Below are 26,728 nucleotides of genomic sequence, written 5' to 3' on the forward strand. Positions count from 1 at the left end.
ATGAAAAAATGATATAATGATAGCAAAGATAAAAAGGGGGGCTTAGTTGATGAAAAAAACTTTTTTCTTACTAGTGTTAGGCTTGTTTTGCCTTCTGCCATTCTCTGTTTTTGCCATTGATTTCAAGATAAACTCTTATCAAGGGGATTTGTATATTCATGCAGACAATACAGCAGAATTTAGACAGAAGATAGTTTACCAGTTTGAGGAGGACTTTAAGGGCCAAATCGTGGGACTTGGACGTGCTGGCAAGATGCCTAGCGGATTTGCCATTGATTCTCATCCAAAGGTTCAGGCATCGAAAAATGGTGCTGAACTGACAGATGTTACAAGCGAAGTGACAGAAGAAGCGGATGGTTATACTGTGAAAGTCTACAATCCGGGTCAGGAGGGCGACATAGTTGAAGTTGATCTCACCTGGAACTTAAAAAATTTACTTTTCCTATATGATGACATCGCTGAATTAAATTGGCAACCTTTAACAGATAGTTCAGGGGCTATTGGAAAGTTTGAATTTCATGTAAGGGGAGAGAAGGGGGCTGAAAAACTCTTTTTCCATACAGGGAAACTTTTTAGAGAGGGAACGATTGAAAAGAGTAACCTTGATTATACTATTCGTTTGGACAATCTTCCGGCTAAGCGTGGGGTTGAATTGCATGCCTACTGGCCTCGGGCCGATTTTGCTAGCGCTAGGGATCAGGGCTTGAAAGGAAATCGTTTAGAAGAGTTTAATAAGATAGAAGACTCGATTGTTAAAGAAAAGAATCAGAGTAAACAACTCCTTACTTGGGTCTTCCCTTCCATACTTTCCATCTCCTTGTTATTGAGTGTTTTCTTCTATTTTATTTATAGAAGAAAGACCACTTCTTCAGTTAAATATGCCAAAGATCATCGTCTCTATGAACCACCAATGGAATTAGAGCCTATGGTTTTATCAGAGGCTGTCTACTCGACCTCTTTGGAGGAAGTAAGTCCTCTAACCAAAGGAGCAGGAAAATTCACCTTTGACCAACTTATTCAAGCTACCTTGTTAGATGTGATAGATCGTGGGAATGTCTCTATTATTTCAGAGGGAGATGCAGTTGGCTTAAGACTGGTAAAAGAAGATGGTTTGTCAAATTTTGAGAAAGACTGCCTAAATCTGGCCTTTTCAGGCAAAAAAGAAACAACTCTTTCCAACTTGTTTGCGGATTACAAGGTATCTGAGAGTCTTTATCGCGGAGCCAAATCTGCCGATGAAAAACGGATTCAAGCAAGAGGGATTCAGCTCAAATCTTCTTTCGAAGCAGTATTAAAAGAGATGCAAGAAGGAGTGAGAAATCGAGTTTCCTTCTGGGGGCTCCCAGATTACTATCGATCTTTAACTGGTGGGGAAAAGGCCTTGCAAGTGGGTATGGGATTCTCTACTATCCTACCCCTATTTATCGGATTTGGTTTGTTCTTGTACAGTTTAGATGTTCATGCTTATTTTTACCTTCCTTTGCTAATACTTGGTTTTCTAGGTTTGGTTTTGGCTGTTTTCTATTATTGGAAGCTTCGATTAGATAATCGTGATGGTGTCCTAAATGAAGCAGGGGCAGAAGTCTACTATCTCTGGACCAGTTTTGAAAATATGTTGCGTGAGATTGCACGATTGGATCAGGCTGAGCTGGAAAGTATTGTGGTCTGGAATCGCCTCTTGGTCTATGCGACCTTATTTGGCTATGCGGAAAAGGTCAGTCATTTAATGAAGGTGCATCACATCCAAGTAGAAAATCCAGATATCAACCTCTATGTAGCTTATGGCTGGCACAGTATGTTTTATGATTCAACAGCACAAATGAGCCATTATGCTAGTGTCGCAAATACAGCAAGTACCTACTCCGTATCTTCTGGAAGTGGAAGTTCTGGCGGTGGCTTCTCTGGAGGCGGTGGAGGTGGCAGTATCGGTGCCTTTTAAAGAGAAGTGCTATAGACTGAAAAAGTATGCTATAATGGAAGATAGAAAAAGGAGTAATCTATGTATCTTATTGAAATTTTAAAATCTATCTTCTTCGGGATTGTGGAAGGAATTACGGAATGGTTGCCAATTTCCAGTACAGGCCACTTGATTTTAGCAGAGGAATTTATCCAATATCAAAATCAAAATGAAGCCTTTATATCCATGTTTAATGTTGTGATTCAGCTTGGTGCGATTTTAGCGGTCATGGTGATTTACTTTAATAAGCTCAATCCTTTCAAATCGACTAAAGACAAGCAGGAAGTTCGTAAGACTTGGCAATTGTGGTCTAAAGTTCTTGTAGCTACTTTACCTTTGCTTGCTGTCTTTAAATTTGATGATTGGTTTGATACCCACTTCCATAACATGGTTTCAGTTGCTCTCATGTTGATTATCTATGGAATTGCCTTTATCTATTTGGAAAAGCGCAATAAAGCGCGTGCTATCGAGCCAAGTGTAACAGAGTTAGACAAGCTTCCTTATACTACAGCCTTCTATATCGGACTCTTCCAAGTTCTTGCCCTTTTACCAGGAACTAGTCGTTCTGGGGCAACGATTGTCGGTGGTTTATTGAATGGAACCAGTCGTTCTGTTGTAACGGAATTTACCTTCTATCTTGGAATTCCTGTTATGTTTGGAGCTAGTGCCTTAAAGATTTTCAAATTTGTAAAAGCGGGACAACTCTTGAGCTTTGGGCAATTGTTCTTGCTCTTGGTTGCGATGGGAGTAGCCTTTGCAGTCAGCATGATCGCTATTCGTTTCTTGACCAGCTATGTGAAAAAACACGACTTTACCCTTTTTGGTAAATACCGTATCGTGCTTGGTGGTGTCTTGCTACTTTATAGCTTTGTTCGTTTATTTATATAAGAAAAACCTTGAAGGGTCAGACTCTTCAAGGTTTTAAAATCCAGTCACGGTAATCCCCAACAGGCGGACACCTCTTTCTTTACCGTTTAACTCTTCATAGAGTTGCAGGGCTATTTGGCTTATCTGACTAGCATTCTGTGTTTTTTGAGCTAAACTTTTTCGTTTAGTAAGAGTTGAAAAGTCCTCGTAGCGGATTTTCAAAATGACAATTTTTCCAGATTTTTCTTGTTGGCTGAGATTGAGAGCGACTCTTTCTGATAGGAGAGTCAGCTCTTTTTTGATGTCTTCCTCGGCACGGAGAATCTTCCCATAGGTTTTCTCCTTCCCGATGGATTTACGGATGCGATTTGATTTAACTGGAGAGTTGTGAATACCACGAGCCTTTCGATAAAGGTCGTAGCCCAGTCTGCCAAAGCGGTCTATTAGGGTTATTTCAGGAATTTCAAATAGATCAGCGCCAGTAAAAATGCCCATTTGATGAAGACGTTCCACCGTCTTTTTTCCTACTCCGTGAAACTTGGCCACGTCCATTTGTTTGAGAAAATCCTCAGCATGCTCAGGTAGAATCACTGTCAGACCATGTGGTTTTTGATAATCGCTAGCCATTTTAGCTAAGAATTTGTTGTAGGAAACACCGGCAGAAGCAGTTAGATGAAGTTCTTGCCAGATATCCTCTTGAATGAGACGAGCGATTTTAACTGCCGATTTAATACCTAGTTTATTTTCTGTCACGTCTAAATAAGCTTCGTCAATACTAACTGGTTCGATGATATCTGTATAACGTTTAAAGATCTCTCGAATCTGAAGTCCCACTGTCTTATATTTTTCATAATTTCCTGAGATAAAAATAGCTTGAGGACAGCGTTCGTAAGCCTCTTTCGAACTCATGGCAGAGTGAATACCGAAAGATCTAGCTTCATAACTACAGGTTGCAACGACTCCACGGCCACCAGTTTCTCTTGGATCACTTCCGATGATGACTGGTTTACCTTTTAATTTAGGATTGTCTCGAATTTCTACAGCAGCAAAAAAAGCATCCATGTCAATGTGGATGATTTTTCTGGACAAATCATTTAACAAAGGAAAAACCAGCATGTATAACTCCTTTTAAGTATTTATTTCCTTTTATTATATCCTTTTTTCTGAAAAAAAGGAAAATCAGGTTTTGTTTTTCAAAAATATAATACAGTTTATCTTGAAAAAACATTCTGTTTTAGAAAAGAAAGTGTGAAAATAGGGATTTTACTCTTGTTGAAATCGTTTACTGTATGGTATACTTAACTCATAAATGTAACAGATAGCTGTTACTAGAAAGAAAAAAGAGGACACTAACATGGTTGTTAAAACAGTTGTTGAAGCTCAAGATATTTTTGATAAAGCTTGGGAAGGCTTCAAAGGCGTAGATTGGAAGGAAAAAGTAAGCATTTCACGCTTTGTTCAAGCTAACTACACGCCTTACGATGGAGACGAAAGCTTCCTTGCAGGACCAACTGAACGCTCACTTCACATCAAAAAAATTGTAGAAGAAACTAAAGCTCACTACGAAGAAACTCGTTTCCCAATGGACACTCGTCCAACATCTATCGCTGATATCCCAGCAGGATTTATCGACAAAGAAAACGAAGTTATCTATGGTATCCAAAACGATGAACTCTTCAAATTGAACTTCATGCCAAGAGGTGGTATCCGTATGGCTGAAACTACTTTGAAAGAAAATGGATATGAACCAGACCCAGCTGTTCACGAAATCTTCACTAAATACGTAACAACAGTTAACGACGGTATCTTCCGTGCTTACACTTCAAACATCCGTCGCGCTCGTCACGCACACACTGTAACTGGTCTTCCAGATGCATACTCACGTGGACGTATCATCGGTGTTTACGCTCGTCTTGCTCTTTACGGTGCAGACTACTTGATGCAAGAAAAAGTAAACGATTGGAATGCAATCGAAGAAATCGATGAAGAAACAATCCGTCTTCGTGAAGAAATCAACCTTCAATATCAAGCATTACAACAAGTTGTACGCTTAGGTGATCTTTACGGAGTTGACGTTCGCAAACCAGCGATGAACACTAAAGAAGCTATCCAATGGGTTAACATTGCCTTCATGGCTGTCTGCCGTGTTATCAACGGTGCTGCTACATCTCTAGGACGTGTGCCAATCGTATTGGATATCTTTGCTGAACGTGACCTTGCTCGTGGTACATTTACTGAATCAGAAATCCAAGAATTCGTTGATGATTTTGTTATGAAACTTCGTACAGTTAAATTTGCTCGTACAAAAGCTTACGACCAATTGTACTCAGGTGACCCAACTTTCATCACAACTTCTATGGCTGGTATGGGTAACGACGGTCGTCACCGTGTTACTAAGATGGACTACCGTTTCTTGAACACTCTTGACAACATCGGTAACTCACCAGAACCAAACTTGACAGTTCTTTGGACTGATAAATTGCCATACAACTTCCGTCGCTACTGTATGCACATGAGCCACAAACACTCTTCTATCCAATACGAAGGTGTTACAACAATGGCTAAAGACGGATACGGTGAAATGAGCTGTATCTCATGCTGTGTATCACCACTTGACCCAGAAAACGAAGAACAACGTCACAACATCCAGTACTTCGGTGCTCGCGTAAACGTATTGAAAGCCCTTCTTACTGGTTTGAACGGTGGTTACGACGATGTTCATAAAGATTACAAAGTATTTGACATCGATCCTATCCGTGATGAAGTTCTTGAATTCGAATCAGTTAAAGCTAACTTTGAAAAATCTCTTGACTGGTTGACTGACACTTATGTAGATGCTTTGAATATCATCCACTACATGACTGATAAGTACAACTACGAAGCTGTTCAAATGGCATTCTTGCCAACTAAACAACGTGCTAACATGGGATTCGGTATCTGTGGATTTGCTAACACTGTTGATACATTGTCAGCTATCAAATACGCTACAGTTAAACCAATCCGTGATGAAAATGGCTACATCTACGATTACGAAACAATCGGTGAATACCCACGTTGGGGTGAAGATGATCCTCGTTCAAACGAATTGGCAGAATGGTTGATTGAAGCTTATACAACTCGTCTACGTAGCCACAAACTTTACAAAGATGCAGAAGCTACAGTTTCACTTTTGACTATCACATCTAACGTTGCTTACTCTAAACAAACTGGTAACTCACCAGTCCATAAAGGTGTATATCTTAACGAAGATGGTTCTGTGAACTTGTCTAAACTTGAATTCTTCTCACCAGGTGCTAACCCATCTAACAAAGCTAAAGGTGGATGGTTGCAAAACTTGAACTCACTTTCTAGTCTTGACTTTGGTTATGCGGCTGACGGTATCTCATTGACTACTCAAGTTTCACCACGTGCTCTTGGTAAGACTCGTGACGAACAAGTTGATAACTTGGTAACAATCCTTGATGGTTACTTTGAAAACGGTGGACAACACGTTAACTTGAACGTTATGGACTTGAACGATGTTTACGAAAAGATTATGTCTGGTGAAGATGTTATCGTACGTATCTCTGGATACTGTGTAAACACTAAATACCTCACTCCAGAACAAAAAACTGAATTGACACAACGTGTCTTCCACGAAGTTCTTTCTATGGATGATGCCTTGGATGCGTTGAACTAATCAAGTTCTTGAATAATGAAATAAGGAACCCTCGGTCAGTCGACTGAGGGTTGTTTTTTTGATTCTTATACTCTGACAAAATTTCTTCAAACCACGTCAGTTTTATCTGCTGAGTTACAGAAGTGCTTTGAGAACTCTGTGCCTTGCTTTCCGGTTTGCTCTTTGATTTTTATTGAGTGTAAACCTCAGTCAGTCTCTGAAGTGTCTAACTTGGTTTAAAAAGAGTTCGTTGAATTCTGGAAGGTGATCTGAAATTAAAACACCACACTTTGTAAGATACAAGGTGTGGTTGTATTTTATCTCTTGGACCATGTCCGCTTCATAAAGAGAAGTAGGATGGGATATATCTCTAAACGACCTGCAATCATAGCGAATGAAAGGAGGAGTTTTGAGAGAGGGCTAAAGATTGAAAAACTAGAAGTAGTTCCTAAGATAGGGCCGATATTGTTGAAACAGCTAAAGACAGCACTAGTAACGACTAGGAAGTCATTGCTGTCAAGGCTAATAATAAAAATGAGTGATAGTGAAATCATAATATAAATGACAAAATATTTGAGAATTTTGTGCTGAGTATCCTTATCAATCACCGTTTTATTAACATGGAGGGTCAAAACACGGTGGGGCGATAGAATTGACAAAATTTGGTTTTTGGCAATTTTTGAAAGGATGAGGCCTCGAATAACCTTGAGTCCACCTGCGGTTGAACCAGCAGAACCACCGATTCCCATGAGGAAGAGGAGGATAAACTGGGAGAAGAGGGGCCAGTTGGTAATGTCTCCGTAACCAAAACCAGTCGTTGTAATGATATTGGAAACCTGGAAGAAGGCCATTTCAAAACTCTTTGAAAATCCTGGATAGAGATAGAGGGTATTGAGACTAATCAAGCCTGTAGAAAGCAGTACAATGACCAAGTAAGCTCGAAGTTCTTCATCTCCAAAGAAAGCTTTAACGCGACGGAGCATGAGGTAGTAGTAAAGGTTGAAATTTACCCCAAAAACCAGAACTCCGATACTAACCAGATAGGTAATCAGTGAGCTACCATAGTGGGCAATTCCGTCGTTATAGACGGTAAATCCTCCTGTACCTGCTGTACCCATAGCAATGACAAAACTATCGTAGAGAGGCATACCGGCTAGATAATAGATGATGACAAAGAGGGAGAAGAGAGCTAGATAAAGGAGATAGAGAATCTGGGCAGTGTTTTTGAGTTTGGATACAACCTTACCGAAGACGGGACCAGGAACCTCAGCCTTCATCACTTCTAGGTGGCTATTCTTGGCATTGTCCATAATAGCAAGTGCAAAAACAAGCACTCCCATCCCTCCAATCAAGTGGGTAAAACTTCGCCAGAAGAGGAGGGAGCGACTGAGGACCGAAACGTCGTTCAGAATAGTTGCTCCAGTAGTTGTAAAGCCAGAGCTAATTTCAAAAAAGGCATCGATAACGCTGGAAATTTGCTTAGCAAAAACAAAGGGGAGACCTCCAAAGAAAGACCAAAGGATCCAACAGAGGGCCACAATCAAGATTCCCTCCTTGGCATAAATCCGTTGATTTTTTGGCTTTTGTAAAATTCCTGAACCGCCTAGTAATACGAGAATCCCAATCGTTGTAAAGAGGGCTGTAAAGACTTGGCTCGATTCACGGTAATAGACAGCAATCGCAACAGGAACCAAGAGGAGAACAGCTTCAATCAAAAGTAACTTTGAAAGGAGGTAACGAATCATACTTTTATTCATCTCTTACCTCGCGATCAAGTCATAAATCTTAGTGATATTCGGCAACAAGGTTGTTACTAGGAGCTTGTCTCCAACTTCCAACATATCCTCCCCAGTAGGGAAAATAGTCTTGCCTTTTCGAATGATGGCTGCTATGAGAACCCCTTTTTTCAGTTTGAGTTGAGAAAGAGGTTTGGAAGTCATTTTATTGGCTTCCTTGATATGGAATTGTAGGGTTTCGATTTGGCCATTGGCTAGATGGTGCATGGCCTGAAGATCTGAATACTGGGCATTAACCCGACCACGAATAAAGTGCATGATTGTATCTACAGCGATGCTTTTAGGTGTGATGATACTTGAAAAATCAGGTGCATGGATAATTTCGAGGAGACTGGTACGATTGACCTTAGTGATGTTTTTCTGTACACCTACCCTGTCAAGGAACATAGAAGTAATCAGATTTTCTTCATCGACCCCTGTTAGAGTCGCAACGGCATCATAGTGTTGAGCACTTTCTTCTAGCAGGATATCTTTTGCAGTACCATCTCCTTGAACGATATGAAGATTTGGAAACTTCTCGCTAAAGAAGCTAGCGATTTCAGGATTGATTTCAATAACCTTAGTATCGATACGACTGTCTTTGAGGATACCTAGTAGATAATAGGCAATTCTACCAGCTCCAACAATAAGAAGGCTCTTCACGGCACGAGACTTGAAATAATTATGGAAAAGCATCATGTCAACACGGTTACCAGTGACAAAGATTCTATCTTTATCCTGTACAGTCATGTCACCACTTGGAATGATAATTTGATGATCCCTCTCTATAGCGCAGACAATAACATTGCCAAATTTTTTACGAAAATCAGAAATGGGCATTTGGCAAAGACCACTTGAGGATTTAACAGTGAATTCCATCAAGCTGACCCGTCCACCAAAGAAACGTTCGACAGAGAGGGCGTTGGGAAAGTCAATGATATTGGCAATGGCGCGGGCAGCCAGGAGCTCAGGGTTAACGATAAGAGAAAAACCGAGAATATTCTTTTCCTTGAAATAAGAGTTAGAATATTCAGGGTTCCGCACCCGAACGATGGTCTCTTTAGCTCCCATTTTTTTGGCTAGAACGGCTGCAATCATGTTCACTTCATCGTACTCAGTCAGGGCGATAAAGATATCACAATCTTGGACGCTGGCTTGCTCAAGAATGGCAAAATCAGCTCCGTTACCAGGGATACCAATGATATCAAAGCGACTGACAATATGATTGAGAACAGCTTCGTTTTGCTCAATCAGCAAAACATCATGCTTTTCTGCAACCAAGGAGCGACAGAGGGCAAAACCAACTTTTCCCCCTCCGACAAGGATAATTTTCATATTAAAACCTACTTTTTCATGATGTAACTATCATACCTTTTTTCAAGAAAAAATGCACCTACTTGCTAATAACAAGAGCTTTTAGTGGAATTTTGCTATAAGGTAAAACTATACCCTAACCAATTGAAATAGCTATTAGCGCCTTTCTATGAAATATGGTATGATAAAGGATATACAAGGAGATAAAATGAATAATAATTTACTGGTATTACAATCAGACTTTGGTCTGGTTGATGGTGCGGTATCGGCTATGATTGGAGTGGCTTTAGAAGAGTCTCCAACCTTAAAAATTCATCACTTGACGCACGATATCACGCCTTATAATATTTTTGAGGGGAGCTATCGTCTCTTTCAGACGGTGGATTACTGGCCTGAGGGAACGACGTTTGTATCGGTTGTCGATCCGGGTGTCGGCTCGAAACGTAAGAGTGTGGTTGCCAAGACTGCAAAAAATCAATACATTGTCACTCCAGACAATGGGACTCTTTCTTTTATCAAGAAACACGTTGGTATTGTAGCTATTCGTGAGATTTCTGAAGTGGCCAATAGACGTCAAAACACAGAGCACTCTTATACTTTCCACGGTCGTGATGTCTATGCCTATACTGGTGCTAAATTAGCCAGTGGTCACATTAGTTTTGAGGAAGTGGGGCCAGAGCTCAGTGTGGATCAGATTGTGGAGCTTCCAGTCGTAGAGACCATCATTGAAGACCATTTGGTGAAGGGAGCTATTGATATTCTGGATGTGCGTTTTGGTTCGCTTTGGACCTCTATCACGCGAGAAGAATTTTACAAGCTGGAACCAGCATTTGGTGACCGTTTTGAAGTGACTATCTATCACGCTGATATGCTGGTCTATCAAAATCAGGTTGTCTATGGCAAATCATTTGCAGATGTGAGAATTGGGCAACCCATCCTTTACATCAATTCCCTCTATCGTTTAGGTCTGGCTATCAACCAAGGTTCCTTTGCCAAGGCCTATAATGTGGGTGTCGGTTCATCTTGGACCATTGAAATAAATAAAATAGAATTATAAAATAGGAGAATATAGATGAAAAATCAATCAATTAAACAAGTTGTTGCTATCGGTGTTGGAGCTGCGCTCTTTGTTGTCATCGGGATGATCAGCATTCCGACGCCTGTTCCAAATACAAGCATCCAGCTTCAGTATGCGGTACAGAGCCTCTTGTCTATCATTTTTGGTCCTCTAGTGGGATTACTTGTTGGTTTAATTGGGCATGCAGTGAAGGACTCTCTTGCTGGCTACGGTCTATGGTGGACTTGGATTATTGCTAGTGGTCTCTTTGGTCTAGCTGTAGGACTCTTTAGAAAATACATTCGAGTAACTCAGGGTATTTTTGAATTGAAGGATATTGTCTTCTTTAACCTCATTCAGATTGTCGCAAATGCTCTGGTTTGGGGTGTCTTGGCACCACTTGGAGATGTTGTGATTTATCAAGAAGCGGCAGAAAAAGTATTTGCCCAAGGGATTGTTGCGGGAATTGCTAATGCTGTAACTGTAGCTATCGCAGGTACCCTTCTCTTGCTAGCTTATTCACGTACGCAGACTCGTTCAGGAAGTTTGAAAAAGGATTAACATAAAGGAAAAGGCTGGGCAACCGGTCTTTTTCGATGTTTATAGGCTAGTAGGGTAAGCAAGCTAGGATAGGAATCTTTTTGGCGCTAAGTTTTTAAGAGAAGAGACTGCAAGAAGGGGTAGATTTATGATAAAATAGAAGTCTAAGAAGCGAATGAAGAGAGTAAGATGAAAGAAGCTATAATTGAGTGGAAAGATTTCTCTTTCCGGTATGAAACACAACAAGAACCGACCTTGCAAGGGGTAGACTTGACCATTTACAAGGGAGAGAAAGTCTTAATTGTTGGGCCATCTGGGTCAGGCAAGTCTACCTTGGGTCAGTGTTTGAATGGAATTATTCCAAATATTTACAAGGGTCAGACATCTGGAGAATTTTTGATCAAGGGGCAAACAGCCTTTGATATGAGCATCTATGATAAGTCTCATCTGGTCAGCACAGTTTTGCAGGATACAGATGGGCAGTTTATCGGTTTATCTGTGGCAGAGGATTTGGCTTTTGCTCTGGAAAATGATGTGACAGATCTAGAAGAGATGAAAAGTCGTGTTCATAAATGGGCTGAAAAGCTGGACCTTCTCCCTTTACTGCCGCAGCGTCCTCAGGATTTGTCAGGTGGACAAAAGCAGCGAGTCAGTCTGGCTGGTGTCTTGATTGATGAAAGTCCGATTCTTTTGTTTGATGAGCCACTCGCCAATCTTGATCCCAAGTCAGGTCAGGATATTATCGAATTGATTGACCAGATTCATAAGGAAGAGGGGACGACGACCCTTATTATCGAGCACCGTTTGGAGGATGTATTGCATCGTCCTGTGGATCGAATTGTCTTGATAAACGATGGCCGTATCCTCTTTAATGGGAGTCCTGATCAGTTATTGGCGACTGATTTGTTGACCCAAAATGGAATTCGCGAACCCCTTTATCTAACCACTTTACGTCAATTGGGTGTAGATTTATTCAAGGAAGAACAATTATCAAATTTGGACAACTTGTCTATCTCAAAAGGCCAGATTCAGTTGCAGACGGAACAGGTAAAAGAAACCCCAGAATTGCAGTCACTCTTTAGACTAGAGGACGTGTCGTTTTCTTATGATGATAGACCGATTTTAAAGTCCCTACATTTAGATATTAAAAAGGGTGAAAAGATTGCCATTGTCGGAAAAAATGGAGCAGGGAAGTCAACTCTAGCCAAGGCCTTAAGTAGCTTTATCCAGACGGAAGGTTCTTATCTTTGGAAAGGTCAGGATATAAAAGAAGATTCTGTTGCAGAGCGGGCGGAACGAGTAGGCTATGTGCTGCAAAATCCCAATCAAATGATTTCAACCAATATGATTTTTGATGAGGTGGCTCTGGGACTTCGTTTGCGAGGTGTGGACGAGCAGGAAATTGAAACGAGAGTCTATGAAACCTTGAAAATCTGTGGTCTCTATGAATTCCGTAATTGGCCCATTTCTGCCCTGTCATTTGGTCAGAAAAAGCGTGTCACTATTGCCTCGATTTTGATCTTAGGGGCTGAAATTATCCTCTTAGATGAACCAACTGCAGGTCAAGACCAGAAGAACTATACTGAGATTATGGAATTTCTCGAAGAGTTGCATCAAAAAGGGCATACCATTGTCATGATTACTCATGATATGCAATTGATGCTGGATTATTCTGATCGTGCTCTTGTCATGGTTGATGGGGAACTGATTGCCGATACCGATCCAGCTAGTCTGTTGAGCAATCCTGAGCTGTTAGTAAAAGCCAATCTAAAAGAAACTTCAATCTTCAACTTGGCTAAAAAACTAGACGTGGATCCACTTGCTTTAACGGCATTTTACAAAGAAAGGAGAGAAGGATGCAAGCTAAATTAATTGGTTACCAGCATAGAGATACTGTGATTCATCGCTTGTCAGGAGCTGGGAAACTCCTCTTTTTCATCCTCGTGTCATTGGCGGCTATGATTAGCTATGATACCAGACTGCTTGTTCTGATTGCCATCTTTTCGGTCTTTCTCCTCTATTTGTCAGAAATCCATTTTAAAGATGTTTCTTTTGTGGCAGTTTTTGCGACGGTATTTGCCGTTTTAAACGTCTTGATGGTCTATCTCTTTTCTCCCGAGTATGGGGTTGGTCTTTACGGAGAGAGAAGTGTGATTTGGCAGGGAATCGGTGCCTACACTCTGACCAGTCAAGAGCTCTTTTATCTGCTAAATCTGGCCATTAAGTACCTTTGTACCATTCCTCTGGCTATTATCTTTTTGATGACAACCCACCCTAGTCAGTTTGCTTCCAGTTTAAATCAAATCGGTGTGCCTTATAAGATTGCCTATTCAGTCAGCCTGACCTTGCGCTATATTCCAGATTTGCAGGAAGAATTCTTTACTATCAAGATGTCTCAGGAGGCGCGTGGGATGGAATTATCCAAGAAAGCTTCTCTCATGCAACGAATCAAAGGCAATCTGCTCATTATTACTCCCTTGATTTTTAGCTCGCTAGAACGCATTGATACCATCGCGACCGCCATGGAGCTTCGACGCTTTGGGAAAGAGAAAAAACGCACTTGGTATAGTTATCAAGCCTTGAGAAAAGGAGACTATCTTACCTTGCTCTTGGCAGCCTTGTTTTTAGTAATTAGTTTACTACTTATCTTGCAGAATCAGGGACGATTTTACAACCCTTGGAAATAGTATTGTCAAAGTTTTCATTAGATAAGTAAAGAGAAATTATTCTATAACTTTTTATTGATAGATTGTATGAGAAATAAAGTTAATAATTGTATGCTTGAAACTTTTTGACAAAATATGAATTAGTTTGTCTACTTTATAGTAGAATTTACACTACAAAATTAAAGTTATTCAAATATAATCATTTTTAACTAAGTTCAGTGTCACAATGTAGAGACGATATAAAATAGTAAAAGTATTTAATTTAAATCGTGTTAATTTCACTTTGTGTAAACATGAGAAAATTTGAATGTAGATAATGACGGGAGATGATTTACAATGATAAGTTTAGAGCTGTTGTCTGAAGAAAATAGTTTAGACGTCTATTTTTTTGAAAAAGAGAATCAAGAGTATTTTGAGCGGAATTTACCTCCTAGACCAGCTAACTATTTTGATTTAGAAGGTTTTAAAGAAATTACGAGGGAATTGTTAAGGGAACAAGAGAATCATGATGTCTACATGCATCTTATTAGAGATACACAAGGCGTTATGGTTGGAAGAATCAATTTAAGTGTTTTAGAGAATAATCGAAAGACAGCAGAACTTGGATATAGGATTGGAGAAAATGTTAGCAATTTAGGATATGCAAGCGAAGCGGTTAAACTCGTTTTAGAAAAAGCCTTCACGACTTATGCTTTCAATAGAATCATTGCAGGAACGGCAACAGGTAATCTAGCCTCTCAGAGGGTGCTTTTAAAAAATGGCTTCACCTTTAGTAGGGTTATAGAAAATGACTTACAAATTCATAATGAGTGGCTTCATACAGCAGTATTTGAGATAACGAGGTCATAATATCATCATTCCCAGTCCATAGATAGGTATAAAAGAGTAAGCAATTTTTGCAGATATTTAAGAATTTTCTCCTAGAAACCCTTGGAAATAGTTTGAAAAAATTGAAAAAATCAAGTCGTTTCTATTGACAATGATTCTGAAAGTGTTATACTAAGAAAGTAGTTTCGCTGATTTACTTCAAACCTGTTGTGAGGTAAGTTAACGATGCCTTAACCACGCTGTTTGCTGAGCTTGACTCCGGGCAGTGTGGCTATTTTTTTGCAATGGTGAAAGGAAGCAAGTCATGACAAATCACATTGTATTATTTGAGCCTCAAATTCCACAAAATACAGGCAATATCGCGCGTACTTGCGCTGCGACCAATTCTCCCCTCCACATCATTAAGCCAATGGGCTTTCCTATTGACGACCGCAAGATGAAGCGGGCTGGATTGGATTATTGGGATAAGCTAGAGATTTATTTTTACGATAGTTTGGAAGATTTTATGTCTCAGATGAAGGGTAAACTCTATCTGATTTCGAAATTTGCTGAAAAAGTGTATTCTGATGTAGATTTATCGACTGACGAAGACCATTATTTTCTTTTTGGACGTGAAGACAAGGGCTTGCCTGAGGACTTTATGCGCGAACATCCTGAGAAAGCTCTCCGTATTCCTATGAATGATGAACATGTCCGCAGTCTCAATGTGTCTAATACCGTCTGCATGATTGTCTACGAAGCCCTCCGACAGCAGAGCTTTGCAGGTCTTGAGCTCGTTCATACCTATGAAGCAGATAAATTGAAATAAAAAATGAAAATGAAATGAACAAAATGCTTGCGCTTGCAAGCGTTTTTTGTTATGATAAAAGAGTCTTCAGGGCTGGGTGTGATTCCCGACCGGCGGTGACTTTAACTAGGAAATGATCTTTTCCTTTTATACTTTGTTGACAAGCTTTGCCTAACCAGAAGTTATGCCTACAGCTTGTCGCCTAGTCTAAAAGAAAAATCTCTATTTCCTTCTCTTTAAAGAAGTCCGCGAGCGCAAGCTGATGTGGTGAGATTCCACAACCGACAGTATAGTCTGGATGGGAGAAGACGAAAGAATAGCTTTGTCTGTTCTGATGGATTTATAACTAGATTGTAACCGCTTGCATTGGTAGAGTGAGAGGGAACTTTTGGGATATAAAAAGTGAGAATAGATAGAGAAATCCTTTCTAACTTCTTCTGATTTTATAGAAAATTGGAGGAACCTGTTATGACAAACACACGTCGACTTTCGACCATTGCAATTCTATCAGCCATCTCATTTGTGCTGATGTACTTTGACTTTCCGCTTTTACCAGCGGCGTCCTTCCTCAAGATCGAATTTAGTATCTTGCCAGTCCTTGTGGGCTTGGTGGTCATGGATTTGCCTGCTGCTCTAGGAATTCTCTTGCTTCGCTCACTCTTGAAATTGCTTCTTAATAGTCAAGGAGTGAATACTTACATTGGTTTGCCGATGAATATCGTAGCTTTGGGAGTTTTTGTCATCGTCTTTGCTTTGATTTGGAAAAAGGAACGGACAACCCTTCGTTTCCTACTAGGCTCTCTAGCTGGGACTATTGGTTTAACCGTGGCTATGTTGGTTCTCAACTATGTTTACGCTGTTCCTTTGTACGCTAAGTTTGCTAACTTTGATATTGGAAAAATTTTGGGACTTTCCAACTACCTAATGACCATGGTATTGCCTTTTAACTTGATTGAGGGTGTAATCTTTTCCGTTTCATTCTGGTTGTTGTACGTTCTCTTGAAACCAACCTTAAAACATTATGAGAGATAAACAAACATTTTTAATGAAGGGCAGTTTTGCCCTTTTACTTTTCGTTATTCTTGGCTACATGGTCAAATTTTACCCTGAAACGCTGGTCGGTTTTGACCAACCGATACAGGTTGCCGTTCGAGGAGACTTGCCAGATTACTTGACTATTCTTTTCAAGTCCATCACACGCTTGATTGATATCCCAGTGATTATCACTTGGGTTGTCATTACAGCTTTTGTCTTTTATCGTAAGCGATGGAAGATAGAAAGTTTCTTCATGCTGGGAAATCTGACTTTGGCAGGTTTTTTAATCGTGACCTTTAAAAATATCTACCAGCGCCCACGGCCAGCTATCATACATCTGGTAGAGGAGAAGGGATTTTCTTTTCCAAGTGGGCATTCTTTGGCAGTGACGCTGATGGTGGGCACTCTGATTGTCATTCTCAGTCAACGGATTAAAAATCCAGTCTGGAGAAAAATCGTACAAATCGTCCTTGCCCTCTACCTAGTCAGTGTGCTAGTATCAAGGGTCTATCTGGGGGTTCACTATCCATCAGACGTCCTTGCCAGTCTCTGTGTGGGCTTGGGAGTCCTGTTTATCGAGTTTCCTTTCTATGACAAGCTTCGTTTCCAATGGCGATTTAAAGGCAAGCAGAAGTGAGTATCAAAATCTCTTGAGGAGAAAGAAATGAAAGTCAATATAAAAGATCTTCATCCAACTCAACTATACTTATCAGAAAAGAAACTAGAAGGTATTCAGAGGCTTTACCAGTCGGCAGAAACAATCCAAGTCGATCCAATCAGTATTCTTGCCTTCGGAGATTGCTTGTTGATTACAGATGGGCATCACAGGGCTTATCAGGCTTTATTGGCAGGTCGGGATACGATTTCTGCTGAGTTTGATAGAGACGGCGGTGATGAACTATATCATCTCTATGCGCAAGCTTGTGAGGAAAGAAAGATTTACTCTGTTCTGGATTTAAAAAATCATATCTTACCTCAAGATGAGTATGAAGCAAAATGGTATAACTGGTGTGAGGGTTTTAATCAAGCAGCAACTCTCTTATTGAAAGGGAAAGTAGATGAAAGAGATCTTACAAATAGATGATGCACTGCGTCTTGTTCCTTATTATCAGGTCAATCATTGTGAGGAAGCTTTGGCTTGGTATCAGGATGTGAACTTGGTTTACCTAGTAGATGGGGTGAAGCTTCCTTACAGTCCAGCGACCTTGGAAGCTATGTATTCCTATTTGGATCAGCATGGTGAACTTTTTTGGATTGAAGTCAAGGAGAAGGGAGAATGGTTTCCAATTGGGGATGTTACACTATCTCAGGATAATCTCCCCATTGTGATTGGGAATTCCGCTTACCAACATCGAGGACTTGGAAAAAAGATTCTAAGTACTTTGATTGAATTGGCTCGAGTAAAAGGATGGAAAGAATTGAGAGTCAAGGAAATCTACACCTACAATCATGCTTCTAGGAGGTGTTTCAAGTCGCTTGGATTTGTGGAAGATGGAGCAACGGAAAAAGGAACGAGTTTTATACTGAAATTAGTCTAATCTAACTTGTTTTTTAACTCAAAATCTGATAAACTAAGTAGTAATTGAATAGGAATCCGCAAGACTAGTAACTCAAGGGAAGTATATCAGGGAGGAGAGCCGTGACTGCAAGCTCTCTATATGAAAGCTGGGTGAATTCACTTGCGCATGGATTTAGAAATGAAGGTCTGACTTATCAGATAAAAACGGATGGTACCGCGTGTCAACGCTCCGAGTGGAGTTTTTGGCATGTGGTTTTCTTTTTATCTACGAGAGACTGATGGAGGAATTATGTCAACTATTGAAGAACAATTAAAAGCGCTTCGTGAAGAAACGCTGGCTAGCTTGAAGCAGATTACTGCTGAAAATGAAAAAGAGATGCAAGATTTGCGTGTCTCTGTCCTTGGTAAAAAGGGTTCGCTCACTGAAATCCTCAAAGGGATGAAAGATGTCTCTGCTGAGATGCGTCCAATCATTGGGAAACACGTCAATGAAGCTCGTGATGTCTTGACAGCAGCCTTTGAAGAAACAGCTAAGCTCTTGGAAGAAAAGAAAGTCGCTGCACAATTAGCTAGCGAGAGTATCGATGTGACACTTCCAGGTCGTCCAGTTGCGGCTGGTCACCGTCATGTCCTCACACAAACTAGTGAAGAAATCGAAGATATTTTTATCGGTATGGGTTACCAAGTCGTGGATGGTTTTGAAGTTGAGCAAGACTACTATAACTTTGAGCGTATGAACCTTCCCAAAGACCACCCAGCTCGCGACATGCAGGACACCTTCTATATCACAGAAGAAATCTTGCTCCGTACTCACACGTCTCCAGTTCAAGCGCGTGCTATGGATGCCCATGATTTTTCAAAAGGTCCTTTGAAGATGATTTCGCCAGGGCGTGTCTTCCGTCGTGACACAGACGATGCGACCCACAGTCACCAGTTCCACCAAATTGAAGGCTTGGTTGTTGGGAAGAACATTTCTATGGCAGACCTTCAAGGAACCCTTCAGTTGATTGTGCAAAAAATGTTCGGTGAAGAGCGTCAGATCCGTCTGCGTCCATCTTACTTCCCATTCACAGAGCCATCTGTTGAGGTGGATGTTTCTTGTTTCAAGTGTAGTGGAGAAGGCTGTAACGTATGTAAGAAAACAGGTTGGATCGAAATTATGGGTGCCGGTATGGTTCACCCACGTGTCCTTGAAATGAGTGGTATCGATGCGACTGTTTACTCTGGATTTGCCTTTGGTCTTGGACAAGAGCGTGTAGCTATGCTCCGTTATGGAATCAATGATATCCGTGGATTCTACCAAGGAGATGTCCGCTTCTCAGAACAGTTTAAATAATGATTAGAAAAGTAGAAATGGCAGATGTTGAGGTGTTGGCCAAAATTGCCAAACAAACCTTTCGTGAAACATTTGCGCATGATAATACGGAAGAGCAGTTACAGGAATACTTTGAAGAGGCTTATAGTCTGAGAGTTTTGTCAACTGAGTTGGAAAATCCAGAATCCGAAACCTATTTCATTATGCATGAAGAGGAGATAGCTGGTTTTCTCAAAGTCAACTGGGGAAGTGCTCAGACTGAGAGAGAATTAGAGGATGCTTTTGAAATTCAACGCCTCTATGTGCTACAAAAATTCCAAGGATTTGGATTCGGTAAGAAACTGTTTGAATTCGTTCTGGAACTTGCTACAAAAAATAGTTTTTTCTGGGCTTGGCTAGGTGTTTGGGAGCATAATACAAAAGCTCAAGCGTTTTATAATCGATATGGTTTTGAAAAATTTAGCCAACATCATTTTATGGTTGGTCAAAAAGTAGATACGGATTGGTTACTGAGAAAGAAATTAAGGTAAGAAGATGATTCTTCTATTGAAATGATAGGAAAGGAAAATAACCAGAGTGGCAACTGTCATTCTGGAAAACTAAATTATGCTTGTATCTTATAAATGGTTAAAAGAATTGGTGGACATTGATGTGCCATCACAAGAGTTGGCTGAAAAAATGTCAACTACAGGGATCGAGGTAGAAGGTGTTGAATCACCTGCTGCTGGTCTCTCAAAAATTGTCGTCGGTGAGGTCTTGTCTTGCGAAGATGTGCCAGAAACTCACCTCCATGTTTGTCAGGTTAACGTTGGCGAAGAAGAAGCCCGTCAAATCGTCTGTGGTGCCCCGAATGTGCGTGCAGGTATCAAGGTTATGGTGGCACTTCCGGGAGCTCGTATCGCTGACAATTACAAAATCAAAAAAGGAAAAATCCGCGGTCTTGAGTCACTTGGGATGATCTGTTCACTTGGTGAATTGGGAATTTCTGACTCAGTTGTACCTAAGGAATTCGCAGATGGCATCCAAATCTTGCCAGAAAATGCCGTTCCAGGTGAGGAAGTCTTCTCATATCTAGACTTGGATGATGAAATCATCGAACTTTCAATTACACCTAACCGTGCGGATGCTCTTTCTATGCGTGGGGTGGCTCACGAGGTGGCGGCCATCTATGACAAGGCAGTCAACTTTAAAGAATTTACTCTTTCAGAAACTGACCAAGCTGCAGCAGATGCTCTTTCTGTGGGCATTGAGACAGACAAGGCGCCTTACTATGCCGCTCGTATCTTGGACAATGTGACTATCGCACCAAGTCCACAATGGTTGCAAAACCTTCTCATGAACGAAGGAATCCGTCCAATTAATAACGTAGTGGACGTGACCAACTATATCCTGCTCTACTTTGGTCAACCAATGCATGCCTTTGACTTGGATACCTTTGAAGAAACTGACATCCGTGTACGTGAAGCGCGTGCTGGTGAAAAATTGGTGACTTTAGATGGTGAAGAACGTGACTTGGACATGAATGACTTAGTTATCACTGTCGCAGACAAGCCAGTAGCTCTTGCAGGTGTTATGGGTGGTCAAGCAACAGAAATCTCTGAAAAATCTAGTCGTGTTGTCCTTGAAGCTGCTGTTTTCAATGGCAAATCTATCCGTAAGACAAGTGGTCGCCTCAACCTTCGTTCTGAGTCATCTTCTCGCTTTGAAAAAGGTATCAATGTGGCAACAGTCAATGAAGCTCTTGATGCGGCAGCTAGTATGATTGCCGAACTTGCCGGTGCAACAGTACGTAAAGGTATCGTTTCAGCGGGTGAGCTTGATACCTCTGATGTGGAAGTTTCTTCAACTCTTGCTGATGTTAACCGTGTCCTTGGTACAGAGCTTTCTTATGCTGATGTAGAAGACGTCTTCCGTCGTCTTGGATTTGGCCTTTCTGGAAATGCAGATAGCTTTACAGTCAGTGTCCCACGTCGTCGCTGGGATATCACAATCGAGGCAGACCTCTTTGAAGAAATTGCTCGTATCTATGGATATGACCGCTTGCCAACCAGTCTTCCAAAAGACGATGGGACAGCTGGTGAATTGACAGCCACACAGAAACTCCGCCGTCAAGTTCGTACCATCGCTGAAGGAGCAGGTTTGACAGAAATCATCACCTACGCTCTAACAACTCCTGAAAAAGCAGTTGTGTTTACGGCTCAACCAAGTAACCTTACTGAACTTATGTGGCCAATGACAGCGGACCGTTCTGTCCTCCGTCAAAATATGATCTCAGGTATCCTTGACACTGTTGCCTACAACGTGGCTCGTAAGAATAAAAACTTGGCCCTTTATGAGATTGGAAAAGTTTTTGAACAAACAGGCAATCCAAAAGAAGAACTTCCAAATGAAATCAACAGTTTTGCCTTTGCCTTGACAGGCTTAGTTGCTGAAAAAGATTTCCAAACAGCAGCAGTTCCAGTTGATTTCTTCTATGCTAAGGGAATCCTTGAAGCGCTCTTTACTCGCTTGGGACTCCAAGTAACTTATACAGCAACATCTGAGATTGCTAGCCTCCACCCAGGTCGTACAGCTATGATTTCACTCGGTGACCAAGTTCTTGGTTTCCTTGGCCAAGTGCATCCAGTCACTGCTAAGGCTTACGATATTCCAGAAACGTATGTAGCTGAGCTTAACCTTTCAGCCGTCGAAGCTGCGCTTCAACCTGCTGCTCCATTTGTGGAAATCACCAAATTCCCAGCAGTCAGCCGTGACGTTGCCCTCCTTCTCAAGGCAGAAGTGACTCACCAAGAAGTTGTGGACGCGATCCAAGCTGCCGGCGTGAAACGTTTGACAGATATCAAACTCTTTGACGTCTTCTCAGGCGAAAAATTGGGACTAGGTATGAAGTCAATGGCTTATAGCTTGACTTTCCAAAATCCTGAAGATAGCTTAACGGACGAAGAAGTCGCACGCTACATGGAAAAAATCCAAGCATCACTCGAAGAAAAAGTCAATGCAGAAGTGCGTTAAAGTATCAATCCATCCTTCGGGGTGGATTTTTGCTTTTCAAATAACAATTCAGGATCAAAAATGGACAGTTGAGGAACAGAGATGATAAATTAAGTTTGCTACTGTATAATGGATTTATCACTAATACTCTTCGAAAATCTCTTCAAACCACGTCAGCTTCGCCTTGCCGTATATATGTGACTGACTTCGTCAGTCTTATCTACAACCTCAAAATAGTGTTTTGAGCAACCTACGGCTAGCTTCCTAGTTTGCTCTTTGATTTTCATTGAGTATAAAAGTGCTCCAGGCCATATTTTACATAGCATTAGTCTTATAAAAATGGACAGAAACCATTGTAAAGGCTATCAAAAAGGAGTATAATGAGTGCAAGACATTTCGGAGGTGAAAGATGCTAGAAGTAAGAAGTCTAGAGAAAAGTTTTGGACCCAAGCAAGTTTTGTTTGGTATTGACTTTCAAGCGCGACCAGGTCGTATTTTGGGACTAGTTGGAAAAAATGGTGCTGGGAAGACAACGATTTTCCACAGTATTTTGAAATTTTTAGAATATCAGGGAGAAATCAGTCTGGATGGTCAGGATATTCGTCAGGAAACCTATGCTCGGATTGGCTATCTGCCTGAAGAACGCAGTCTCATGCCTAAATTGACAGTCCTTGAACAAGTTCGTTACTTGGCGACTCTAAAAGGTATGGATGCCAAGGCAATCAAGGAAAAACTTCCTCAATGGATGAAGAGGTTAGAAGTAAAAGGAAAGCTGACAGATAAAATTAAGAGCCTGTCAAAAGGAAATCAGCAGAAGATTCAGCTCATCATTACTCTGATTCATGAGCCAGACTTGATTATCCTGGATGAACCTTTCAGTGGTTTGGACCCAGTCAATACAGAATTGCTCAAGCAAGTCATTTTTCAGGAAAAAGAGCGCGGAGCAACCATTATCTTTTCTGACCATGTCATGACCAACGTCGAGGAACTTTGTGACGATATTCTGATGATTCGAGATGGCCGTGTGGTCTTGCACGGACCAGTCCAGGATGTCCGCAATCAATACGGGAAAACGCGTCTCTTTGTTTCAAGTGAACGAAGTAAGGAAGAATTGGAAAATCTTCCTCATGTTAAGCAGGTGAGCTTGACTAAACAAGGCAGTTGGAAATTGATCTTGGAGGATGAGAGCGCTGGAAGGGAGCTCTTCCCAATCTTGACTCAGGGGCAATATATCGCAACCTTTGACCAGCAAGCGCCAACAATCGATGAAATCTTTAAACTAGAATCAGGGGTGGAAGTATGAGAAATATGTGGGTTGTAATGAAGGAAACCTATCTTCGACACATCAAGTCGTGGAGTTTCTTCTTTATGGTGATTTCACCATTCTTGTTTATCGGTCTCTTTGGAGGAATTGGCTATCTCCAAGGCTCATCAATGGCTCAGAGTGGTAAGATAGCAGTTATTAGCACTGTTCCAGCTGTGACAGAAGGTCTCAAATCTACCAATGGTCTCAATTTTGACTACAAGGATGAAGCAAGTGCTCAAGCTGCTATCAAGGATGAAAAATTAAAAGGCTTTTTGACCATTGACCAAGAGGATACTGTCTTGAAGGCAGTTTATCACGGTGAAACTTCTCTTGAGAGTATTATTAAGCTAGGAGTAACGAGCAAGTTAAATGAGCTTCAAGCTCAACTCAATCGTTCGGCAGCTAATTTGTCGCAAGAACAGGAAAAACGCTTGGAACAAACAGTTAACTTTACGGAGAAAATTGATGAATCCAAGGAAAATAAAAAAATGATTCAAACCATCGCGGCTACAGCGGTTGGAGCATTTCTCTATATGATTTTAATTACTTATGCTAGTGTCACTGCCCAGGAAGTGGCTAGTGAGAAAGGGACTAAAATCATGGAGGTGGTCTTTTCCAGTATTCGAGCTAGCCATTATTTCTATGCTCGTATGCTTGCCTTGTTGCTTGTGATTTTGACTCATATCGGCATCTATGTCGTGGGTGGTCTCGCTGCCATTCTGCTCTTTAAAGATTTGCCATTCTTGGCTCAGTTTGGTATCTTGGATCACTTGGGAGATGCTTTCTCTCTGAATACCTTGCTCTTTATTTTAGTCAGTTTCTTTATGTACGTCGTTTTAGCAGCCTTCCTAGGTTCTATGGTTTCTCGTCCTGAGGACGCAGGAAAAGCCTTGTCACCTTTGATGATTGTGATTGTGATAGGTTTTGTGGGAGTTATGTCCTTAGGCTCTGCAGGGGACAATTTGATTTTAAAAATTGGTTCATATATTCCCTTTATTTCGACTTTCTTCATGCCATTTAGAGCCATTAATGGCTATGCAGGGGGAGCAGAAGCATGGATTTCGCTTGCTATCACGATCGCTTTTGCAGTAACTGCAACAGTCTTTATCGGGCGTATGTATGCTAGTCTCGTTCTGCAAACAGATGATTTAGGTCCTTGGAAAACCTTTAAACGTGCTTTATCTTATAAATAGAAGAGCCTCGCGAAAGCGAGGTTTTCTAGAGACAAAAAGAGCGGAATTTAGAAAAATATTTTTCATATCTATTGACTTTTAGGGGTGAAATTTGATATGATAGTAGGCGGTATTGTTTACCCCATTTGAAAGGCCCCGGAACCTTCCAAATACTTTTCGATGGGAAGGAACACCCATCACCGTAAACAAAAATCGAACTATATATAGGAGAAATCATGAACAAAACAACATTTATGGCTAAACCAGGCCAAGTTGAACGTAAATGGTACGTAGTTGACGCAACTGATGTACCACTTGGACGTCTTTCTGCAGTAGTTGCTAGCGTACTTCGCGGAAAAAACAAACCAACATTTACACCACACACTGATACAGGTGACTTTGTGATTGTTATCAATGCTGAAAAAGTTAAATTGACTGGTAAAAAAGCAACTGATAAAATCTACTACACTCACTCAAACCACCCAGGTGGATTGAAACAAATCTCTGCAGGTGAACTTCGTTCTAAAAATGCAGTACGTTTGATCGAGAAATCAGTTAAAGGTATGCTTCCACACAATACACTTGGACGCGCTCAAGGTATGAAGTTGAAAGTATTTGTTGGAGCTGAGCACACTCACGCTGCACAACAACCAGAAGTTCTTGATATTTCAGGACTTATCTAAGGAAAGGAACAATAAAGTATGTCACAAGCACAATATGCAGGTACTGGACGTCGTAAAAACGCTGTTGCACGCGTTCGCCTTGTTCCAGGAACTGGTAAAATCACTGTTAACAAAAAAGATGTTGAAGAGTACATCCCACACGCTGACCTTCGTCTTGTCATCAACCAACCATTCGCAGTTACTTCAACTGTAGGTTCATACGACGTTTTCGTTAACGTTGTAGGTGGTGGATACGCTGGTCAATCAGGAGCTATCCGTCACGGTATCGCTCGTGCCCTTCTTCAAGTAGACCCAGACTTCCGCGATTCATTGAAACGCGCAGGACTTCTTACACGTGACTCACGTAAAGTTGAACGTAAGAAACCAGGTCTTAAGAAAGCTCGTAAAGCATCACAATTTAGTAAACGTTAATTCGAAAGAATTACTATACTTACAAAGAGCACCTTTCGGGGTGTTCTTTTTGTACTTTCTTACTAAATTGGTGCAATTGACACAGTTGTTGCGACTTTAGTTGCTTGCAAATTTGGCTGCAACCGGACAAGGCCAGTTGGCTCAAAACATTAATTAATACGATACTATCAACGTTTCAAAGCACTCAAAAGTTTACCTCAAAGTTTACCTTATTTTCACCTTATTGTTTTAGAGACTTTAAAGCAAATTCACCAACGGTCATAGAAACAACGTTAGAAGTATTGACATAAATTTGAGTTGTACCTGTATCGCTGTGTGTTAGTGCTTCAGAAATTGCTTCTAAGCTCATTCCTGCTTGTTTAGCAAGCGTTGCTCCTGTATGTCGCAGTTTATGAGGTGTAGCATGTGTCAGCTCTTTATGATGCTTTTCATTTTATTGTTTAGATAGTCAGCATGTAAAGGATTGTTGATGTTTCTTTTTGTGTCGATATATGTAAAAACAAATTGTTCTGGATTACTGATGATGCCAAATTTTGCCAGTTCATATCTTTGTTGCTTTTTCCAAGAGGTAAGAAGCTGAAGTAAGTCATTAGAAATAGAGAAAATAGGATAGAAAAAGCTCTATTTCAGGAGAAAATGAAGCAAATATTTCCATAATAAAACGCATATTATCAAGGTTGTTCAATATCTGATACTATGCGCTTTTTAGGATTTTAGAGCCTGATTGCTTAGTCTCTTTTTCATTATAGTTCCGTTTGATTCCTAGCTTTATTAATTCTATGGAGATTCATCATTATGAGTAATAATATTGCTTTCAGAAGTTATAGATTCCATTTTATCCTTCAAG

At 40.7% G+C, this 26,728-nt stretch carries 23 protein-coding genes, 1 pseudogene and 1 riboswitch; of the genes and pseudogenes, 20 read left to right on the forward strand and 4 right to left on the reverse strand.

Features of this window, described 5'->3' with window-relative positions; genetic code table 11:
• The first annotated feature begins 49 nt into the window (after positions 1 to 49).
• Together QZ114_RS03220 and QZ114_RS03225 are read left to right on the forward strand one after the other, a co-directional pair.
• Positions 50 to 1,939, forward strand: a complete 1,890-nt coding sequence (locus QZ114_RS03220; RefSeq protein WP_295499648.1) for a DUF2207 domain-containing protein — start codon at positions 50 to 52, stop codon at positions 1,937 to 1,939.
• A 60-nt stretch (positions 1,940 to 1,999) separates the two neighbouring features.
• Complete coding sequence (locus QZ114_RS03225) at positions 2,000 to 2,845, forward strand: undecaprenyl-diphosphate phosphatase (protein ID WP_295499649.1); 846 nt, start codon at positions 2,000 to 2,002, stop codon at positions 2,843 to 2,845.
• Positions 2,846 to 2,878: 33 nt separating this feature from the next.
• Here QZ114_RS03225 and dinB read toward each other — a convergent pair whose 3' ends face one another.
• Positions 2,879 to 3,940 (reverse strand): DNA polymerase IV, encoded by a 1,062-nt coding sequence (gene dinB, locus QZ114_RS03230; RefSeq protein ID WP_295499651.1) that lies wholly within the window; start codon positions 3,938 to 3,940, stop codon positions 2,879 to 2,881.
• 238 nt (positions 3,941 to 4,178) lie between these two features.
• On the opposite strand from dinB, the gene pflB reads away from it, so the two are divergent.
• A complete protein-coding gene (pflB, locus tag QZ114_RS03235) occupies positions 4,179 to 6,503 on the forward strand; it encodes a formate C-acetyltransferase (protein WP_295499652.1) in 2,325 nt (774 codons plus the stop codon).
• A gap of 296 nt (positions 6,504 to 6,799) precedes the next feature.
• Here the strand turns inward: pflB and QZ114_RS03240 are convergent, their stop codons facing one another.
• The gene (locus QZ114_RS03240; RefSeq protein WP_295499653.1) at positions 6,800 to 8,239 is read right to left on the reverse strand and encodes a TrkH family potassium uptake protein; all 1,440 of its coding nucleotides are present in this window, start codon (positions 8,237 to 8,239) and stop codon (positions 6,800 to 6,802) included.
• A 3-nt stretch (positions 8,240 to 8,242) separates the two neighbouring features.
• Entirely contained in the window at positions 8,243 to 9,592 is a 1,350-nt protein-coding gene (gene trkA, locus QZ114_RS03245) for a Trk system potassium transporter TrkA (RefSeq protein ID WP_295499654.1), read from the reverse strand.
• 187 nt (positions 9,593 to 9,779) lie between these two features.
• On the opposite strand from trkA, the gene QZ114_RS03250 reads away from it, so the two are divergent.
• The 17 genes from QZ114_RS03250 (at position 9,780) to rpsI (ending at position 25,881) form a co-directional block, all read left to right on the forward strand.
• The gene (locus QZ114_RS03250; RefSeq protein ID WP_295499655.1) at positions 9,780 to 10,628 is read left to right on the forward strand and encodes an S-adenosyl-l-methionine hydroxide adenosyltransferase family protein; all 849 of its coding nucleotides are present in this window, start codon (positions 9,780 to 9,782) and stop codon (positions 10,626 to 10,628) included.
• A 15-nt stretch (positions 10,629 to 10,643) separates the two neighbouring features.
• Positions 10,644 to 11,189, forward strand: a complete 546-nt coding sequence (locus tag QZ114_RS03255) for an ECF-type riboflavin transporter substrate-binding protein (RefSeq protein WP_268718081.1) — start codon at positions 10,644 to 10,646, stop codon at positions 11,187 to 11,189.
• A 168-nt stretch (positions 11,190 to 11,357) separates the two neighbouring features.
• Positions 11,358 to 13,040, forward strand: coding sequence for an ABC transporter ATP-binding protein (locus QZ114_RS03260; RefSeq protein WP_295499657.1), 1,683 nt, complete (start codon positions 11,358 to 11,360; stop codon positions 13,038 to 13,040).
• Positions 13,025 to 13,855, forward strand: a complete 831-nt coding sequence (locus QZ114_RS03265) for an energy-coupling factor transporter transmembrane protein EcfT (protein WP_295499659.1) — start codon at positions 13,025 to 13,027, stop codon at positions 13,853 to 13,855. The genes QZ114_RS03260 and QZ114_RS03265 overlap by 16 nt, the downstream gene beginning before the upstream one ends.
• A 315-nt stretch (positions 13,856 to 14,170) precedes the next feature.
• Positions 14,171 to 14,683 (forward strand): GNAT family N-acetyltransferase, encoded by a 513-nt coding sequence (locus QZ114_RS03270; RefSeq protein ID WP_295499661.1) that lies wholly within the window; start codon positions 14,171 to 14,173, stop codon positions 14,681 to 14,683.
• Positions 14,684 to 14,966: 283 nt separating this feature from the next.
• Positions 14,967 to 15,470, forward strand: coding sequence for a tRNA (cytidine(34)-2'-O)-methyltransferase (locus QZ114_RS03275; protein ID WP_295499663.1), 504 nt, complete (start codon positions 14,967 to 14,969; stop codon positions 15,468 to 15,470).
• Positions 15,471 to 15,528: 58 nt separating this feature from the next.
• Positions 15,529 to 15,763: riboswitch (FMN riboswitch) on the forward strand.
• Between the two features lie 154 nt (positions 15,764 to 15,917).
• Positions 15,918 to 16,481, forward strand: coding sequence for an ECF transporter S component (locus QZ114_RS03280; protein ID WP_000185823.1), 564 nt, complete (start codon positions 15,918 to 15,920; stop codon positions 16,479 to 16,481).
• Positions 16,471 to 17,121 carry a phosphatase PAP2 family protein gene (locus QZ114_RS03285; RefSeq protein ID WP_295499666.1) on the forward strand — a complete coding sequence of 217 codons (651 nt, stop codon included), beginning with the start codon at positions 16,471 to 16,473 and terminating at the stop codon, positions 17,119 to 17,121. Before QZ114_RS03280 ends, QZ114_RS03285 begins: the two co-directional genes overlap by 11 nt.
• Before the next feature lie 27 nt (positions 17,122 to 17,148).
• Entirely contained in the window at positions 17,149 to 17,568 is a 420-nt protein-coding gene (locus tag QZ114_RS03290; protein WP_125422382.1) for a chromosome partitioning protein ParB, read from the forward strand.
• A gap of 4 nt (positions 17,569 to 17,572) precedes the next feature.
• Positions 17,573 to 18,022, forward strand: a complete 450-nt coding sequence (locus QZ114_RS03295) for a GNAT family N-acetyltransferase (protein WP_295500257.1) — start codon at positions 17,573 to 17,575, stop codon at positions 18,020 to 18,022.
• A 270-nt stretch (positions 18,023 to 18,292) separates the two neighbouring features.
• Positions 18,293 to 19,339: a phenylalanine--tRNA ligase subunit alpha gene (gene pheS, locus QZ114_RS03300; RefSeq protein WP_295499669.1), complete on the forward strand. Its 1,047-nt coding sequence runs from the start codon at positions 18,293 to 18,295 to the stop codon at positions 19,337 to 19,339.
• On the forward strand, positions 19,339 to 19,848 hold the full coding sequence (locus QZ114_RS03305; protein WP_295499671.1) for a GNAT family N-acetyltransferase: 510 nt from the start codon (positions 19,339 to 19,341) through the stop codon (positions 19,846 to 19,848). The genes pheS and QZ114_RS03305 overlap by 1 nt, the downstream gene beginning before the upstream one ends.
• Positions 19,849 to 19,924: 76 nt before the next feature.
• Positions 19,925 to 22,330: a phenylalanine--tRNA ligase subunit beta gene (gene pheT / locus QZ114_RS03310; RefSeq protein WP_295499673.1), complete on the forward strand. Its 2,406-nt coding sequence runs from the start codon at positions 19,925 to 19,927 to the stop codon at positions 22,328 to 22,330.
• A 388-nt stretch (positions 22,331 to 22,718) separates the two neighbouring features.
• Positions 22,719 to 23,612 (forward strand): ABC transporter ATP-binding protein, encoded by an 894-nt coding sequence (locus tag QZ114_RS03315; RefSeq protein ID WP_078238004.1) that lies wholly within the window; start codon positions 22,719 to 22,721, stop codon positions 23,610 to 23,612.
• Positions 23,609 to 24,808: an ABC transporter permease gene (locus tag QZ114_RS03320; RefSeq protein WP_295499676.1), complete on the forward strand. Its 1,200-nt coding sequence runs from the start codon at positions 23,609 to 23,611 to the stop codon at positions 24,806 to 24,808. The genes QZ114_RS03315 and QZ114_RS03320 overlap by 4 nt, the downstream gene beginning before the upstream one ends.
• A 215-nt stretch (positions 24,809 to 25,023) precedes the next feature.
• Positions 25,024 to 25,470 (forward strand): 50S ribosomal protein L13, encoded by a 447-nt coding sequence (gene rplM, locus QZ114_RS03325; RefSeq protein ID WP_001044624.1) that lies wholly within the window; start codon positions 25,024 to 25,026, stop codon positions 25,468 to 25,470.
• Positions 25,471 to 25,488: 18 nt separating this feature from the next.
• On the forward strand, positions 25,489 to 25,881 hold the full coding sequence (gene rpsI / locus QZ114_RS03330) for a 30S ribosomal protein S9 (protein ID WP_000075973.1): 393 nt from the start codon (positions 25,489 to 25,491) through the stop codon (positions 25,879 to 25,881).
• 220 nt (positions 25,882 to 26,101) lie between these two features.
• On the opposite strand, the pseudogene QZ114_RS03335 reads toward rpsI, so the two are convergent.
• Positions 26,102 to 26,478 (reverse strand): annotated as a pseudogene (locus tag QZ114_RS03335) (site-specific integrase).
• Between the last annotated feature and the right edge of the window lie 250 nt (positions 26,479 to 26,728).

The organism is uncultured Streptococcus sp. (genome assembly GCF_901875575.1).
Lineage (GTDB): Bacteria > Bacillota > Bacilli > Lactobacillales > Streptococcaceae > Streptococcus.

Bases quoted from the DNA above. Each gene is read 5' to 3' on its own strand.
- QZ114_RS03315 (WP_078238004.1), top strand. From the start codon at position 22,719: ATGCTAGAAGTAAGAAGTCTAGAGAAAAGTTTTGGACCCAAGCAAGTT.
- QZ114_RS03270 (WP_295499661.1), top strand. From the start codon at position 14,171: ATGATAAGTTTAGAGCTGTTGTCTGAAGAAAATAGTTTAGACGTCTAT.
- QZ114_RS03220 (WP_295499648.1), top strand. From the start codon at position 50: ATGAAAAAAACTTTTTTCTTACTAGTGTTAGGCTTGTTTTGCCTTCTG.
- pflB (WP_295499652.1), top strand. From the start codon at position 4,179: ATGGTTGTTAAAACAGTTGTTGAAGCTCAAGATATTTTTGATAAAGCT.
- rpsI (WP_000075973.1), top strand. From the start codon at position 25,489: ATGTCACAAGCACAATATGCAGGTACTGGACGTCGTAAAAACGCTGTT.
- QZ114_RS03275 (WP_295499663.1), top strand. From the start codon at position 14,967: ATGACAAATCACATTGTATTATTTGAGCCTCAAATTCCACAAAATACA.
- QZ114_RS03255 (WP_268718081.1), top strand. From the start codon at position 10,644: ATGAAAAATCAATCAATTAAACAAGTTGTTGCTATCGGTGTTGGAGCT.
- QZ114_RS03250 (WP_295499655.1), top strand. From the start codon at position 9,780: ATGAATAATAATTTACTGGTATTACAATCAGACTTTGGTCTGGTTGAT.
- dinB (WP_295499651.1), bottom strand. From the start codon at position 3,940: ATGCTGGTTTTTCCTTTGTTAAATGATTTGTCCAGAAAAATCATCCAC.
- QZ114_RS03280 (WP_000185823.1), top strand. From the start codon at position 15,918: ATGACAAACACACGTCGACTTTCGACCATTGCAATTCTATCAGCCATC.
- pheS (WP_295499669.1), top strand. From the start codon at position 18,293: ATGTCAACTATTGAAGAACAATTAAAAGCGCTTCGTGAAGAAACGCTG.
- QZ114_RS03290 (WP_125422382.1), top strand. From the start codon at position 17,149: ATGAAAGTCAATATAAAAGATCTTCATCCAACTCAACTATACTTATCA.
- rplM (WP_001044624.1), top strand. From the start codon at position 25,024: ATGAACAAAACAACATTTATGGCTAAACCAGGCCAAGTTGAACGTAAA.
- QZ114_RS03265 (WP_295499659.1), top strand. From the start codon at position 13,025: ATGCAAGCTAAATTAATTGGTTACCAGCATAGAGATACTGTGATTCAT.
- QZ114_RS03240 (WP_295499653.1), bottom strand. From the start codon at position 8,239: ATGAATAAAAGTATGATTCGTTACCTCCTTTCAAAGTTACTTTTGATT.
- QZ114_RS03225 (WP_295499649.1), top strand. From the start codon at position 2,000: ATGTATCTTATTGAAATTTTAAAATCTATCTTCTTCGGGATTGTGGAA.
- QZ114_RS03260 (WP_295499657.1), top strand. From the start codon at position 11,358: ATGAAAGAAGCTATAATTGAGTGGAAAGATTTCTCTTTCCGGTATGAA.
- pheT (WP_295499673.1), top strand. From the start codon at position 19,925: ATGCTTGTATCTTATAAATGGTTAAAAGAATTGGTGGACATTGATGTG.
- trkA (WP_295499654.1), bottom strand. From the start codon at position 9,592: ATGAAAATTATCCTTGTCGGAGGGGGAAAAGTTGGTTTTGCCCTCTGT.
- QZ114_RS03305 (WP_295499671.1), top strand. From the start codon at position 19,339: ATGATTAGAAAAGTAGAAATGGCAGATGTTGAGGTGTTGGCCAAAATT.
- QZ114_RS03285 (WP_295499666.1), top strand. From the start codon at position 16,471: ATGAGAGATAAACAAACATTTTTAATGAAGGGCAGTTTTGCCCTTTTA.
- QZ114_RS03320 (WP_295499676.1), top strand. From the start codon at position 23,609: ATGAGAAATATGTGGGTTGTAATGAAGGAAACCTATCTTCGACACATC.